We start from the raw sequence: 12,616 nt of genomic DNA on the forward strand, positions 1-12,616 counted from the left end.
CCTGTTCCCTGCATATGTCGGCGCCATCGTCGCGAAAAGCCCCCGGTCCGCGCGCCGCCCGCACAGATTGTTTCGCAAGATTGCAAGGCCGCCGCCGCGATTGGCCCGCCAAGCGAAACAATGCCCGCAGTTCGGCCAAATTGGTGCGCAGCCTGAAAAATACCTTTGCGACGCCGCCGTGCCGTCACCGCCATGCCGCGCTGCCGCCACGATCCGAGTCGATGCATTGTTCTCAGGTTGGAAACCGACAGGAGGCCAGAATGGCCACGATGTATTCAGGCCTCGGCGGCCCGACGGGCTATGGCGAGAACAGCTTCATCGGCCATTCCCTGACCTCGGGCAACTATGACGACGGCTCGATTGCGGTCAACATCACCTCGGTGTTCGGGCCGAGTGGCATCAACTATTTCGGCACCAATTACACCTCGATCTACATCAACACCAACGGCTTGATCAGCTTTACCGGCCCCAACACCAGCTACACGCCCACGAACCTTGCCACCCAGACCTCGCCGCTGATTGCGCCGTTCTGGACCGATATCGACATCACTGGCGGCTCGGCCACCGGCAACAACAACATCTACTGGGATCTGGATCCCACCACCGGCCGGGTCACCATCACCTGGCTGCGGGTGCGCGGCTATACCGGCAGTGGCACCACCACCAACAGTTTTCAGGTGGTGCTGGACGCCTCGCAGAACGGCAATTTCAACATCGAGTTCATCTACAACCGGGTGCAGTTCACCAATGGCGGCTATGGCGTGGCGCAGGCCGGATATACCGATGGCGGCGCCAATGACTACATCCTGCCGGGGTCGGGCAATGCCACGGCGCTGGCGGGCTATCCCACTGCCGTGCTGGACCCGGGCAGCACCAACGGCACCTATGGTCAGGCGTTCTGGAACGGCAATCCGGTGTGCTTCGTGGCCGGCACGCAGATTGCCACGCCGCAGGGGCCGCGCGCGGTGCAGGACTTGCGGGCGGGCGATCTGGTCTGCACGCTGGACGATGGTGCGCAGCCGCTGCGCTGGGTCGGTGGCGGCAATGTGATTGCCACGGGTGCCGCCTGTCCGGTGCGGATTGCCGCAGGCGTGCTGGACAACGACCGCGATCTGGCGGTCTCCGGCCAGCATCTTCTGCTGCTGTCGGGCGTCGATTGCGAACTCTTGTTCGGCGAGGCCGAGGTGCTGGTGTCGGCCAAGGATCTGCTGGGGCTGCCCGGCGTCAGCCATGACCCTGGCCCGCAGCGGGTCAGTTATCACCACCTGTTGCTGGACGCGCATCACGTTCTGCTGGCCGAGGGCACGCCCGCCGAAAGCCTGCGCCCCGGCCCGATGGCTTTGGCATCGCTTCCCGATAGCGCGGTGGCAGAGCTTCAGGCGGTGTTCCTGCCCTGGGAACTGGATCGGCTGACCCGGCTGCCCGCCGCCCGCCGGGTGCTGAAACCGCACGAGGCGCAGGTGTTGCTGGCAGCGCGGCTGCGCGGCGGGCTGCGGGCGATGGCCGCAGCGTCGAGGCAGGCGCTGGCCGCCTGATCAGGTGCCGCGCGGCTTGGCCCGCGTGGTCGGTTCGGCCAGGCGCGGGTCTTCCGGCCAGGGGTGGCGCGGATAGCGGCCGCGCAGGTCGCGGCGCACCTCGGCATAGGAATTGGTCCAGAACCCCGGCAAATCCTGCGTCACCTGCACCGGCGCACCGGCGGGCGACAGCAGGGTGATGCGCAGGGGCAGGCGGTTCGGGCCGACGCAAGGATGCTGGGTCACCCCGAACAATTCCTGCAATTTCAGCGCGATACCCGGTGCTTCACCGTCATAGTCGATCGGCACCCGTCGCCCCAGCGGGGTCTCGAACTGCGCCGGGGTCAACTGGTCCAGCAGGTGCAGCTTGTCCCAGCCCAAGGCCTGCCGCAGCGGCTCGGTCAGATCAAACCCGCGCAGGTCGGCTTCGGTCCTGATGGCCACCAGATGCGGCAAAAGCCAGTCTGCCTGTTCCAGCAGGGCGCCATCGCTGACATCGGGCAGGGCGGCACCGCCGTCGCGGCACAGCCGTATCCGTGCCGCCAAGCGCCGCGCCGCAGGTGTCCAGGGCAGGCCGATCAGCCGCAGCCCCTGCAACGCCGCCTGCGCCCGCGCCTCTGCCGGGGCCTCGGGCCAGGGCCGGTCGTCCAGCACCAGTGCCCCCAGACATTCCTGCCGCCGCGCCACCACCCGGCCCTCGCGCCGCGACCAGTCGCAGACCTCGCGCCAGCGGATGTCGGCGCCGAACAGCGCCCGCAGTTCGGGTTCCGAGATGGCAATGGCATCGCGCACCTGCGCCTCGCGCGGGTCGCCGTCCAGATCGGTGGCGACGATCAGCCGGGCTTGCGACAGCGGCTGCCCCGCCGCCATCGCCGCGCCCTTGCCGCCCGAAAGCACCCAGCGCGGTGCCTCGCCGCTGCGGCGCAGGCCGATGCGGTCGGGATAGGCCAGCGCCGCCATCTGCGCCAAGGACAGCGGGGCAGGGGGCGGGGCGGCCTGCGCTGGCGCAGGCCGCCCCGCCCGCTCCAACCGCCGCGCCTCTTGCCGGATGCGGTCCACCACGCCGCGGTTCACCGCATAGGGGTGGTCGGCCTCGAACCGCGACGGATCGGCAATCGCCGCCATTCGCAGCGCCAGATCGGCAGGCGCGCCGCGCAAGGGATCGCGTTCCGCCAGCAGCGCCGCCAAGGTCGCCGCCTGCGCCCCACCGGCGCGCAGCAGCATATGCCCCAGCCGCGGATGCAGCGGCAGCGCCGCCAGTGCCCGGCCATGGTCGGTAATCCGCCCGCTGGCGTCCAAGGCCCCCAAAGCCGCCAGCAGCGCCCGCGCCTCGGCCAGCACGCCCGGATGCGGCGGCGTCAGGAAGGCCAGCCCGCCATCGCCACCCCACAGCGCCAGTTCCAGCGCGAGGCCCGTCAGATCGGCCACCTCGATCTCGGCCGGGGCAAAAGCCGCCAGCGCGCCATCCTCGCCACGGGTCCACAGCCGATAGCACACCCCCGGCGCCACCCGCCCCGCCCGGCCTCGCCGCTGCTCGGCCTCGGCCCGCGTCACCCGCTCGGTGACCAGCCGCGACATGCCTGACCCGGCATCGAACCGCGCCCGCCGTGCGCGGCCCGCATCCACCACCACCCGCACGTCGGGGATGGTCAGCGAGGTTTCGGCAATCGACGTCGCCAGCACGATCTTGCGCCCCTTGGCCGGGGCCAAGGCCGCACGCTGGGCGGCAAAGTCCATCGCCCCGAACAAGGGGCGCAGCTCGCAACCCGCAGGCAACCGCCCCTTCAACGCCGCCTCGACCCGCCGGATTTCGGCCTCGCCCGGCAGAAACACCAGCACGCCGCCTTGCGGGTTTTCCTCCAGCGCCTGACAGACCAGCGCCGCCACCTCTGCCTCCAGCCGCGCCTTGGGGCCAAGGGGCCGCGGCAGCCAGCGGGTGTCCACCGGCCAGGCCCGGCCCTCGCTGCGGATCACCGGCGCATCCCCCGCGGCATCCGCCATCAGCCCGGCCACAGGTGCGGCCTCCAGCGTGGCCGACATCGCCAGCAAGACCAGATCCTCGCGCAAAGCCCCGCGCACCTCCAGCGCCAGCGCCAGCCCCAGATCGGCGTTCAGACTGCGTTCGTGGAATTCGTCGAAGATCAGCGCGCCGATGCCGCCAAGGCCGGGGTCGGACTGGATCATCCTTGTCAGGATGCCTTCGGTCACCACCTCGATCCGCGTGTCCCGGCCCACCTTCGCCTCGCCGCGGATGCGATAGCCCACCGTGCTACCGACCACCTCGCCCAAAGCCTCGGCCAGCCGCCCTGCCGCCGCCCGCGCCGCCAGCCGCCGCGGCTCCAGCATCACGATGCGGCCTTGGCACAGCCCCGCCTCCAGCAGCGCCAGCGGCACCCGCGTGGTCTTGCCCGCCCCCGGAGGCGCCTGCAACACCGCCATCCGCCGTTCCCGCAACGCCGAAATCAACGCAGGCAGGGCTGCGTCGATCGGCAGGGCATCGGATATGGCGGCGGGGTCGGTCACCCCAGCCTTATCGCCTGACCAGCAGGCCTTTGCCATAGATCGTGTCGGTCGCCACCTCGACCACCCGCATCCGGCCATTTTCGGTCGGCGCATAGGTCAGGGTGAAGAAGAACTGCGTCTTGTCGGCCATCTCCTTGTCGGAAAAGCCGGCCAGACGGCGGTATTCGCCCTTGCAGACCACGGTATCGCCCACGGCCTTGGGGGCCGAGGTCGCCACTTGCGAACTGCGCCGCCCGTCGAACATCCGCAGGTTGATCTGACATTCCTGGCCCTTGTCCACCTCGCGCAACGCCGCATAAAGCGCCGTCAGCGGATCGACCGTGCCGCCCATGGTGGCAGGATCGACATCCTTTTCCCGCGGCTTGCGGGCGGGAGAATACGAGGCGACCTGCGGGTTGCCGTTGACATAGGCCATCACCGATTGCGACTGGCGTTTGCCGGTATCGGCGTTTTCGGTATAGGAGGCAGGGACATAGCGGCCATTGACGATGCTGCCACGGGTCGCGGCATCAAACCGCACCTTGCGCATGATCGCGGCAAGGCCCGCACTTTGCAGCGAGCCTTCCGCCGAATAGGCCGTGCCATCCTGCGTGCCGACGAAGCTCAGCTTGCCCGCCTTGATGCCCTTCATCACCAGATCAAAGCTGATCTGCTCGGCCTGTGCCTGTGCCGGCAGGCCAAACGCCACCAAAGCCAGAGCCGCAACGCCAAACGCCTGCCGTAGTCTGCACCCGAAGGAAGCCATGTCAAACCTCGTGAATACCTGCTCAGCGGCTTGAACGCCGCTCTTTCTCTGGCATAACCCGGGCAGAGCGGGCACAAAAGCCCAACCGTCCTGCCCGGTGCTGACAATCGCGTCATTGCCGGGCAGATAAGCGAAACCCCGCCGGAGCCTATGCATGGATGTTTCAGACCTGGCCCGATCTGTCATCGCCGGTGATCGCCGGGCGCTGGCGCGTGCCATCACCCTGGTGGAAAGCCGTCGCGACGACCACCGGGCTGCGGCCCGCAGCCTGCTGGCCGAGGTGCAGGCGGCCGGGCGGCAGGCGCTGCGCATCGGGCTTTCCGGCACGCCGGGGGTGGGCAAATCGACGCTGATCGAAAGCCTCGGGCTGCTGCTGACCGCACAGGGGCTGCGGGTGGCGGTGCTGGCGGTCGATCCCTCCTCGGCCCGCTCGGGCGGCTCGATCCTGGGCGACAAGACCCGGATGGAGCGCCTCAGCCGCGACCCTCTGGCCTTCATCCGGCCCTCGCCCAGCCAGACCCAGCTTGGCGGCGTCGCCCGCCGCTCACGCGAGGCGGTGGCGCTGTGCGAGGCGGCGGGGTTCGATGTGGTGCTGATCGAGACGGTGGGGGTCGGGCAGTCCGAAACCATGGTGGCGGAATTGTGCGACATCTTCGTGCTGCTGCTGGCCCCGGCAGGCGGCGACGAATTGCAGGGCGTCAAGCGCGGCATCATGGAGATGGCCGACCTGATCCTTGTCAACAAGGCCGATGGCGATCTGAAACCCGCGGCCCTGCGCACCTGCGCCGATTACGCCGGCGCCTTGCACCTGCTGCGCCGCCGCCCGCAAGACCCGCCGGGCTTTCCCAAGGCGCTGACCGTCTCGGCCCTGGCCGATACCGGCCTTGCGGAAGCCTGGACCGAGATCCGCAATCTTGCGGCATGGCGGCAGGACCACGGCCATTGGGCCAACCGCCGCGCGGGTCAGGCCCGCCACTGGTTTTCGGAAGAGGTGCGCCAGGGCCTGCTGGCCGAACTGAACCACGACCCCGCCCGCGCCCGCATGGAAAACCTCGGTCAGGCCGTCGCCGCAGGTCGCATGACCCCCGACGCCGCCGCCGCCGAGATGCTGGCCGCGCTGGCCCATAGCACTCCCTGATTTCTCCTTTGTCCAAATATCCTCGGGGAAGGGGTCCGGGGAGGGGGCAGACAGCCCTCTCCCCGGCACGCGCCGCAAACCCGCCGTTCCCCGCTTGACGCCGCCGCCGATTGCCCCTAAATCACCCCGATGGAATTCGGCGCACTGCCCCTTGCGGTGCCCCACAGCTTTTAATGACAAGGATCACGACCATGTCGCGCGTCTGCGAACTCAGCGGTAAAGGCCCGATGTCTGGCAACACTGTCAGCCATGCCAACAACAAATCCCGTCGGCGCTTTTTGCCGAACCTGAACGAGGTCACGCTGATCTCCGACGTTCTGGGCCAATCCTTCAAGCTGCGCATCTCGGCGCATGCGCTGCGCTCGGTCGATCACCGCGGCGGTCTGGATGCGTTCCTGGCCAAGGCCAAGGATGACGAGCTGTCCGACAAGGCTCTGAAAATCAAGAAAGAAATCTCCAAGGTTCAGGCCGCCTGATCCTTCGTCAAGGTTTCTGCAAGCAAAGCCCCGCCCGATCCGGCGGGGCTTTTGCGTCTGTGCCCGCCTGCTGGGATTCCGCTTGGAACTACCCGCGACGCTGGATAAAGTGTCGCACATGATCGGGTTCAGCGTATTCCCCAGGCTGTTTCTTGTGCTGGCACTGATGCTGACATCGGTGCCGATGGTGCTGGCGCGTGGGCAGACCGGCCCGACCGAATCCCTGACCATCTGTTCGGACGCAGGCGACGCGGTGATCACCGTCGATGCCAACGGCAACCCGGTTGCACCCTCGCATTTCTGTCCCGATTGCCTGGCGGCTGTGGCGGTGTTTCTGCTGCCCGCCGCCTTCAGCCTGCCCGTACCGCTTGTCACCGCAGAGGCAGCCCCTCTGCCGCCGCCGCGCCGGCTGCACGCGCACCATTCCACGCCGCAATGCGCCCGTGGTCCCCCCTGTCGGTCTGACGTCGCCTTCACACCGAAATCAACTGACAGGAAAATACCATGACCTACCTCAAATCCCTGCTGACCGCTGCGGCGGTTGCCTTTGCCGTGCCCGGCTTCACCACCGCTGCCCTGGCGCAGGAAGGCCTGACCATTTCCGACCCCTATGCCATCACCTCCTCGGCCATGGCGGCCTCGGGGGCCGCGTTCTTTGTGGTGGAAAATCCGACCGCCGACGCCGACCGGCTGCTGTCTGCCGCCTCGGACGTGTCTGATGTCGTGCAGTTGCACACCCATATCGAGGATGCCAATGGCGTGATGCAGATGGTCGAAGTCCCCGAAGGCTTCGAAGTGCCGGCGGGCGGCACTCTGGTGCTGAAACGCGGCAGTCATCACGTGATGTTCATGGGCCTGAAGCAGCCGCTGAAACAGGGCGACATCATCAAGGTGGCGCTGACCTTCGAAAAGGCTGGCGTGATCGAGATCGAGGTGCCGGTCGATCTGGCCCGCGCTGCCGCCGATGCCGGCATGTCCATGGGCGCCGCCCCGGCGGAAGGCGCCAGCAACTGAGCCCAAACGCCGCCCGCCTGGAATGTCGGGCGGGCGGCGATTCCGCTCTTGATGGGGCAACGGATCACCTCGCCGCGCGGCATGGAGCCTCCGGCGGGGATATTTTCGAACAGATGAAAACCGCGACCGGAAGTGGTCGGCTGCCACGCTTCGATGGACGGCGGCATCAGGCCCGGATCAGCCGGCGCAATAGGCCTCGGCGCTGGCGCCAAAGTTCTTGTAGCGGTCCCAGAACGCATCATCGCTGGCGGATTTCGACAGCCAGACCTTGTGCGCGGCCTCGGGGTCGGAGAAGAATTTCGCCGCCCGGCGCTGGTCGGCCCCGCGCAGGGTCTGGTCGGCCACCTGTTGGATACAGGCGCAGACCGCCCGGTTGGCGGCTTGGCGGTCCGAGTTCAGACAGGCCCGCTCGATCGGGCCGGCCATTGCCGCACTGGCGCCAAGCGACGCAAGACAAACGACCGCTGTCGCGGTCAGGAGTGATTTTTTCATCTGCTCTGCCTCTCGCCGGGGGGTAGGACGCCCATTGGAGCGCCGCGGACCCGGTCATTTTCTGCGTCCATTATGACGATTCGACGAAGGTTTTTCAATGGTTGAGCGGATTTCCGCGCGTTTGGACCCATGGCCGCCATCGGCTGTGGCAGCGGGGCAGGCGGCCACCAGATCGGGTAGGGCCGCCACCGATGCCCAGTCATTGCCCGCCACCCCCCGAGTCCGCTTGACCGCCCAGTGATTCCTGATCATATCCCCCGCATGACCCAGCTTGACCTCATCCGCAATTTCTCGATCGTGGCGCATATCGACCACGGCAAATCCACCTTGGCGGATCGGTTGATCCAGTCCACCGGCACGGTCAAGGACCGGGACATGAAGGCCCAGCTTCTTGACAGCATGGATATCGAGCGCGAGCGTGGCATCACCATCAAGGCCAACACCGTGCGGATCGAATACCCCGCCAAGGATGGCAAGACCTATATCCTGAACCTGATCGACACCCCCGGCCACGTCGATTTCGCCTATGAAGTTTCCCGCTCGATGCGCGCCGTCGAAGGCAGCCTGCTGGTGGTCGATGCCTCGCAGGGCGTCGAGGCGCAAACCCTTGCCAACGTCTATCAGGCGCTGGACGCGGGGCACGAGATCGTGCCGGTGCTGAACAAGATCGACCTGCCCGCCGCCGAACCCGAGCGCATCAAGCAGCAGATCGAGGATGTGATCGGGCTGGATGCCAAGGACGCCATCCTGATTTCCGCCAAATCCGGCCTTGGAATCCCTGATGTGCTGGAGGCCATCGTGACCCGGCTGCCCGCGCCGAAAGGCGACCGCGAGGCCCCCTTGAAGGCCATGCTGGTGGATAGCTGGTATGACGCCTACCTGGGCGTTGTCGTCATGGTGCGGATCATGGACGGCGTGATGAAGAAGGGCGACCGCATCCGCATGATGCAGACCAATGCGGTTTACGGCATCGACACGCTGGCGGTTCTGAAACCGCAGATGGTCGATATCGCCGAACTGGGGCCGGGCGAGATTGGCGTGTTCACCGCCAGCATCAAGCAGGTGCGCGACACCCGCGTCGGCGACACCATCACCCATGAACGCAAGGGCTGCGAAACCCCGCTGCCCGGTTTCAAACCGGCGCAACCGGTGGTGTTCTGCGGGTTGTTCCCGGTCGATGCCGCCGATTTCGAGGCGCTGCGCGATGCCATCGAAAAGCTGTCGCTGAACGACGCCTCGTTCAGTTCGGAAATGGAAACCTCCGCCGCCCTTGGCTTCGGCTTCCGCTGCGGCTTCCTTGGCCTGCTGCATCTGGAGGTCATCCGCGACCGGCTGGAGCGGGAATATGACCTTGACCTGATCACCACAGCACCTTCGGTGGTGTTCAAGCTGTATATGAAGGATGGCGAGGTGCGCGACCTGCACAACCCCGCCGACATGCCCGACCTGACCTTTGTCGACCATATCGAGGAACCGCGGATCAAGGCCACCATCATGGTGCCCGACGACTATCTGGGCGACATCCTGAAGCTGTGCCAGGACCGCCGCGGCATCCAGCTAGACCTGTCCTACGCCGGATCGCGCGCCATGGTGGTCTATGACCTGCCGCTGGCCGAGGTGGTGTTCGACTTCTACGACCGGCTGAAATCGGTCACCAAGGGCTATGCCAGCTTCGATTACACCATCTCCGGCTACCGCGAGGATTTCCTTGTGAAAATGTCGATCCTGGTGAACGAGGAGCCGGTGGACGCGCTGTCGATGATGGTCCACCGCGACCGCGCCGAGGCGAGGGGCCGCGCCATGGTGGAAAAGCTGAAAGAGCTGATCCCGCGCCACATGTTCAAGATCCCGATCCAGGCGGCGATTGGTAGCCGGGTGATTGCCCGCGAGACCCTGAGTGCGATGCGCAAGGACGTGACGGCGAAGTGCTACGGCGGCGACGCCACGCGGAAACGGAAGTTGCTGGACAAGCAGAAGGCCGGGAAAAAGCGGATGCGGCAGTTCGGGAAAGTGGAGATTCCGCAGGAAGCGTTTATTTCGGCGCTGAAGATGGATGGGTGACTAGGCATATGCTTAAGGTGCAGGCTTGGGTCGCTTCAATACGGTGGCCACCCCGTCCTTTTAGGCGGATTTCTAGAAACCAATAGTGTTAAGCCGTCACAGGAAGGCCCAGATGAGTTTAGACCGATTGGGGCCGCAGTATCATCGTGATAACTCCCAGACAGCAAGAATGCGTTTACATCAATCGTGGTGGCGAAGTGTTCGCCTCGAAGTTGAATGGGGAACAGATAGGAATGGGACACCTTACGGAAACCTCCTAGCCGAAGTTGACGCGAAGCGCGGACTAAATTTCCTTACCGAATCAATACATCAATGTGCTCTAAGACGCATGAATACCGGACCGGGCGTAGAAGAATTTCGCTGCACGCGTAACCTTCTTTCGTCTCAGCCAATGGCCTTCAACCTGTTCGGTCCTCTGAGTCAAGATCACGAATTGGCAGCGCGCCTTATGGACCCATTGCTACCCGGGGGCGCGTCAGAAGCGAACGTCCGCATCGAATGGGCACCTCCGAAGTCACAGCACCTTGCCGATAACACATCGTTCGATGTTGCTGTCAGATACAAGACAAGAACCGGAAAGCCGGCGCTTGCCGGCATCGAGACCAAGTTAACAGAGCCATTTTCCCGCAAGACTTATGGATACAAAGATCATCACACTGAAGCCTACCAACGTGTCGCAAGAAGCTCGAAGGTATGGCGCGATCCAACGGACGACCGCCTGTCAGATATCAATTGGAACCAAGTGTGGCGAAATCATCTATTGGTGGAATCAATCCGGCAGAGCGAACCGGGCCTTCTTGGCAGTCAAATCGTAGTGCTTCATCCGCTAGATAAGCGTTGCGCTTCGAATGTTGCAAAATATGTCGATTTCCTTTCCGACCCGGGCCAGACATTCCGGTTTCTCACTTTGTCGGACGTTTTGAACACTTGGCGTCCACTTCTGGACGAACCGGACCATCAGCGTTGGCTCGATGATTTCGAGGATAGATACATCAATCTTTTCCTGAGCGAGAGTTCTTCTTGATCAGCAAGCGTAGGGTGGGGTTCCACCCCACCAACACCGCCTCCCGCGGGGTGAACCCCGCCCTACGAAAACCCCAAGCGGTCCCCAACACCAACTCCCGCCCGGTCGCTTCCGACCGGGCAGCGCCCGAACCGCCCCCCCCCCGGGGCGAGCGCTTTACGCCTCCCGGCCCCGGCAGGCGTGCCGGGGCGTTCGGGGCTGAAAACGCTCCACTGGAGCGTTTTCGCGGGCCAAGGCCCGCCGCCCCTCACCCCCGCGGTTCGGGCGCTGCCCTCTGTTCGTGCAGACATTTCACCGATGGAGCAGGGGAAATGGAAACGGCGTTAACCTCGCCTTAACCAAGCCGCGGGCAGAGTGGGGGCATGCGATGGCTCCTCCTCCCCCTTCTCCTCCTGGCGGCCTGCGGCGCGCAGCCGACGCCGACCATGCTCGGCGCCCAGCGGTTCGAGGCTGTGCGGGGCGGGCATAGTTATGTGGTTTACCAGCGCGAAAGGAAGGTCGAGATCATCCGCCTCGGCTATGCCCGCCGCGGCGAGCACCAGCAGATTCGCGCTACCATGATCGACCTGATCCAGGAACTCACCGGCTGCCGCCTGGTCGCCTCGACCCTGCAGGGCGACAGCGGCGAGATGCGGGGCCTTGTCAACTGTCCGCGGGGCGGTTGAACACCAAGACCCAAAGCGCATAAGCGCCGAAGCCCGCGAAGATCAGCGCCCAGATCGGGTTGCCCAGCCACACCAGCTCGAACCCCGCCCAGATGATCGGCACGAGGCCGGTGGCCCAGCGCCGCCAGACCGGCTTGAAGAACGGGTGGTTGGGTTCGATCAACGGCATCGTGTCATTCCTTTTTGTGGCCCAGATAGGCATAGCGGTAGGCGAGTGCCACGCCCCCCGCGCCGCCGATGATATTCCCGATCGTCACCCAGAAGATGTTCCCGATTGCCGCACCCGTGGCGACATCGGCTCCGGCCAGAATCCCGACGGGAATCAGATACATGTTGGCGATGGAGTGTTCCAGCCCCAGCAGCACGAAGGTCGATATCGGCCAGAGGATCGCCAGAATCTTCCCCGCGGTGTCGCGCGCCGAGAAGGTCAGCCAGACCGCAAGGCACACCAGCGCGTTGCACAGGGCGCCGCGTGCCAGCATCTCGACCGGCGAAAGCGCGGCCTTGGCGCTGGCCACCCGGGCGGCAGTGGCGGCGAACGGCACCTCGGGCGCCAGCAGGCCGGTCGCCCAGAACGCCGCCGCCAGCCCCAGCGCGCCGATCAGGTTGCCGGCATAGACCACCGACCAGTTGCGCCAAAGCTCGGGCAGGGTGATCTGGCGCTCCACCGCCGCCATCACCATCAGCGCGTTGCCGGTGAACAACTCCGCCCCGCCCACGACGCACAGGATCAGCCCCAGCGAGAACGCCATTCCCCCCAGCAGCCGGGTCGGGCCGTGGCCCGCATCGGCGCCGGTCATCACCATCAGATAGGCCGCCCCGCCAAAGCCGATGAACGCCCCCGCCAGCACCGCCAGCGTCAGCATCTGCCCCAGCGGCAGCCGCGCCTTGGCGACGCCCGACGAACGGATCATCGCGGCGATCTGCGCAGGCTTGTAGGCGTCATGGTCGCTGTCCATGGCCG

The 12,616-nt window shown here is 65.7% G+C and carries 13 protein-coding genes; 8 read left to right on the plus strand and 5 right to left on the minus strand.

Annotated elements, in window-relative coordinates; all coding sequences use genetic code 11:
* The first annotated feature begins 260 nt into the window (after window positions 1-260).
* On the plus strand, window positions 261-1,535 hold the full coding sequence (locus RSW2DRAFT_RS17145) for a Hint domain-containing protein (RefSeq protein ID WP_008029249.1): 1,275 nt from the start codon (window positions 261-263) through the stop codon (window positions 1,533-1,535).
* Here the strand turns inward: RSW2DRAFT_RS17145 and hrpB are convergent, their stop codons facing one another.
* Together hrpB and RSW2DRAFT_RS06550 are read right to left on the minus strand one after the other, a co-directional pair.
* Complete coding sequence (gene hrpB / locus RSW2DRAFT_RS06545) at window positions 1,536-4,019, minus strand: ATP-dependent helicase HrpB (protein ID WP_040671757.1); 2,484 nt, start codon at window positions 4,017-4,019, stop codon at window positions 1,536-1,538.
* A 25-nt stretch (window positions 4,020-4,044) separates the two neighbouring features.
* Window positions 4,045-4,782, minus strand: coding sequence for a DUF3108 domain-containing protein (locus RSW2DRAFT_RS06550; RefSeq protein ID WP_008029252.1), 738 nt, complete (start codon window positions 4,780-4,782; stop codon window positions 4,045-4,047).
* 154 nt (window positions 4,783-4,936) lie between these two features.
* Here RSW2DRAFT_RS06550 and meaB point away from each other — a divergent pair, with 154 nt between their 5' ends.
* The 4 genes from meaB to RSW2DRAFT_RS06570 all read left to right on the plus strand — a co-directional run bounded on the left by meaB (window position 4,937) and on the right by RSW2DRAFT_RS06570 (window position 7,410).
* Window positions 4,937-5,920, plus strand: coding sequence for a methylmalonyl Co-A mutase-associated GTPase MeaB (meaB, locus tag RSW2DRAFT_RS06555; protein ID WP_008029254.1), 984 nt, complete (start codon window positions 4,937-4,939; stop codon window positions 5,918-5,920).
* Window positions 5,921-6,111: 191 nt separating this feature from the next.
* Window positions 6,112-6,396: a 50S ribosomal protein L28 gene (gene rpmB, locus RSW2DRAFT_RS06560; protein ID WP_008029256.1), complete on the plus strand. Its 285-nt coding sequence runs from the start codon at window positions 6,112-6,114 to the stop codon at window positions 6,394-6,396.
* A gap of 118 nt (window positions 6,397-6,514) precedes the next feature.
* Window positions 6,515-6,904: a hypothetical protein gene (locus RSW2DRAFT_RS06565; protein ID WP_008029258.1), complete on the plus strand. Its 390-nt coding sequence runs from the start codon at window positions 6,515-6,517 to the stop codon at window positions 6,902-6,904.
* Window positions 6,901-7,410 carry a copper chaperone PCu(A)C gene (locus RSW2DRAFT_RS06570; RefSeq protein ID WP_008029260.1) on the plus strand — a complete coding sequence of 170 codons (510 nt, stop codon included), beginning with the start codon at window positions 6,901-6,903 and terminating at the stop codon, window positions 7,408-7,410. The genes RSW2DRAFT_RS06565 and RSW2DRAFT_RS06570 overlap by 4 nt, the downstream gene beginning before the upstream one ends.
* A 177-nt stretch (window positions 7,411-7,587) precedes the next feature.
* Here the strand turns inward: RSW2DRAFT_RS06570 and RSW2DRAFT_RS06575 are convergent, their stop codons facing one another.
* On the minus strand, window positions 7,588-7,902 hold the full coding sequence (locus RSW2DRAFT_RS06575; RefSeq protein WP_008029262.1) for a hypothetical protein: 315 nt from the start codon (window positions 7,900-7,902) through the stop codon (window positions 7,588-7,590).
* Window positions 7,903-8,163: 261 nt separating this feature from the next.
* Between RSW2DRAFT_RS06575 and lepA the strand changes: the two genes are divergently transcribed.
* From lepA to RSW2DRAFT_RS06585, 3 genes are all read left to right on the plus strand, one after another.
* The gene (gene lepA / locus RSW2DRAFT_RS06580; protein ID WP_008029264.1) at window positions 8,164-9,963 is read left to right on the plus strand and encodes a translation elongation factor 4; all 1,800 of its coding nucleotides are present in this window, start codon (window positions 8,164-8,166) and stop codon (window positions 9,961-9,963) included.
* A 112-nt stretch (window positions 9,964-10,075) separates the two neighbouring features.
* Window positions 10,076-10,987, plus strand: a complete 912-nt coding sequence (locus RSW2DRAFT_RS17895) for a PGN_0703 family putative restriction endonuclease (protein ID WP_008029265.1) — start codon at window positions 10,076-10,078, stop codon at window positions 10,985-10,987.
* 362 nt (window positions 10,988-11,349) lie between these two features.
* Window positions 11,350-11,652: a hypothetical protein gene (locus RSW2DRAFT_RS06585; protein WP_008029268.1), complete on the plus strand. Its 303-nt coding sequence runs from the start codon at window positions 11,350-11,352 to the stop codon at window positions 11,650-11,652.
* On the opposite strand, the gene RSW2DRAFT_RS06590 is transcribed toward RSW2DRAFT_RS06585, so the two are convergent.
* Window positions 11,630-11,821, minus strand: coding sequence for a hypothetical protein (locus RSW2DRAFT_RS06590; protein WP_008029270.1), 192 nt, complete (start codon window positions 11,819-11,821; stop codon window positions 11,630-11,632). The two genes, RSW2DRAFT_RS06585 and RSW2DRAFT_RS06590, sit on opposite strands and share 23 nt — an antisense overlap.
* A 4-nt stretch (window positions 11,822-11,825) precedes the next feature.
* Window positions 11,826-12,611: a formate/nitrite transporter family protein gene (locus tag RSW2DRAFT_RS06595; protein WP_008029271.1), complete on the minus strand. Its 786-nt coding sequence runs from the start codon at window positions 12,609-12,611 to the stop codon at window positions 11,826-11,828.
* Between the last annotated feature and the right edge of the window lie 5 nt (window positions 12,612-12,616).

It is taken from the genome of Rhodobacter ferrooxidans, assembly GCF_000176015.1.
GTDB classification, from domain to species: Bacteria; Pseudomonadota; Alphaproteobacteria; order Rhodobacterales; family Rhodobacteraceae; genus Pseudorhodobacter_B; species Pseudorhodobacter_B ferrooxidans.

Coding starts and splice junctions, on each gene's coding strand:
- RSW2DRAFT_RS17145 (WP_008029249.1), top strand. CDS start 261: ATGGCCACGATGTATTCAGGCCTCGGCGGCCCGACGGGCTATGGCGAG.
- RSW2DRAFT_RS06550 (WP_008029252.1), bottom strand. CDS start 4,782: ATGGCTTCCTTCGGGTGCAGACTACGGCAGGCGTTTGGCGTTGCGGCT.
- meaB (WP_008029254.1), top strand. CDS start 4,937: ATGGATGTTTCAGACCTGGCCCGATCTGTCATCGCCGGTGATCGCCGG.
- rpmB (WP_008029256.1), top strand. CDS start 6,112: ATGTCGCGCGTCTGCGAACTCAGCGGTAAAGGCCCGATGTCTGGCAAC.
- RSW2DRAFT_RS06565 (WP_008029258.1), top strand. CDS start 6,515: ATGATCGGGTTCAGCGTATTCCCCAGGCTGTTTCTTGTGCTGGCACTG.
- RSW2DRAFT_RS06570 (WP_008029260.1), top strand. CDS start 6,901: ATGACCTACCTCAAATCCCTGCTGACCGCTGCGGCGGTTGCCTTTGCC.
- RSW2DRAFT_RS06575 (WP_008029262.1), bottom strand. CDS start 7,902: ATGAAAAAATCACTCCTGACCGCGACAGCGGTCGTTTGTCTTGCGTCG.
- lepA (WP_008029264.1), top strand. CDS start 8,164: ATGACCCAGCTTGACCTCATCCGCAATTTCTCGATCGTGGCGCATATC.
- RSW2DRAFT_RS17895 (WP_008029265.1), top strand. CDS start 10,076: ATGAGTTTAGACCGATTGGGGCCGCAGTATCATCGTGATAACTCCCAG.
- RSW2DRAFT_RS06585 (WP_008029268.1), top strand. CDS start 11,350: ATGCGATGGCTCCTCCTCCCCCTTCTCCTCCTGGCGGCCTGCGGCGCG.
- RSW2DRAFT_RS06590 (WP_008029270.1), bottom strand. CDS start 11,821: ATGCCGTTGATCGAACCCAACCACCCGTTCTTCAAGCCGGTCTGGCGG.
- RSW2DRAFT_RS06595 (WP_008029271.1), bottom strand. CDS start 12,611: ATGGACAGCGACCATGACGCCTACAAGCCTGCGCAGATCGCCGCGATG.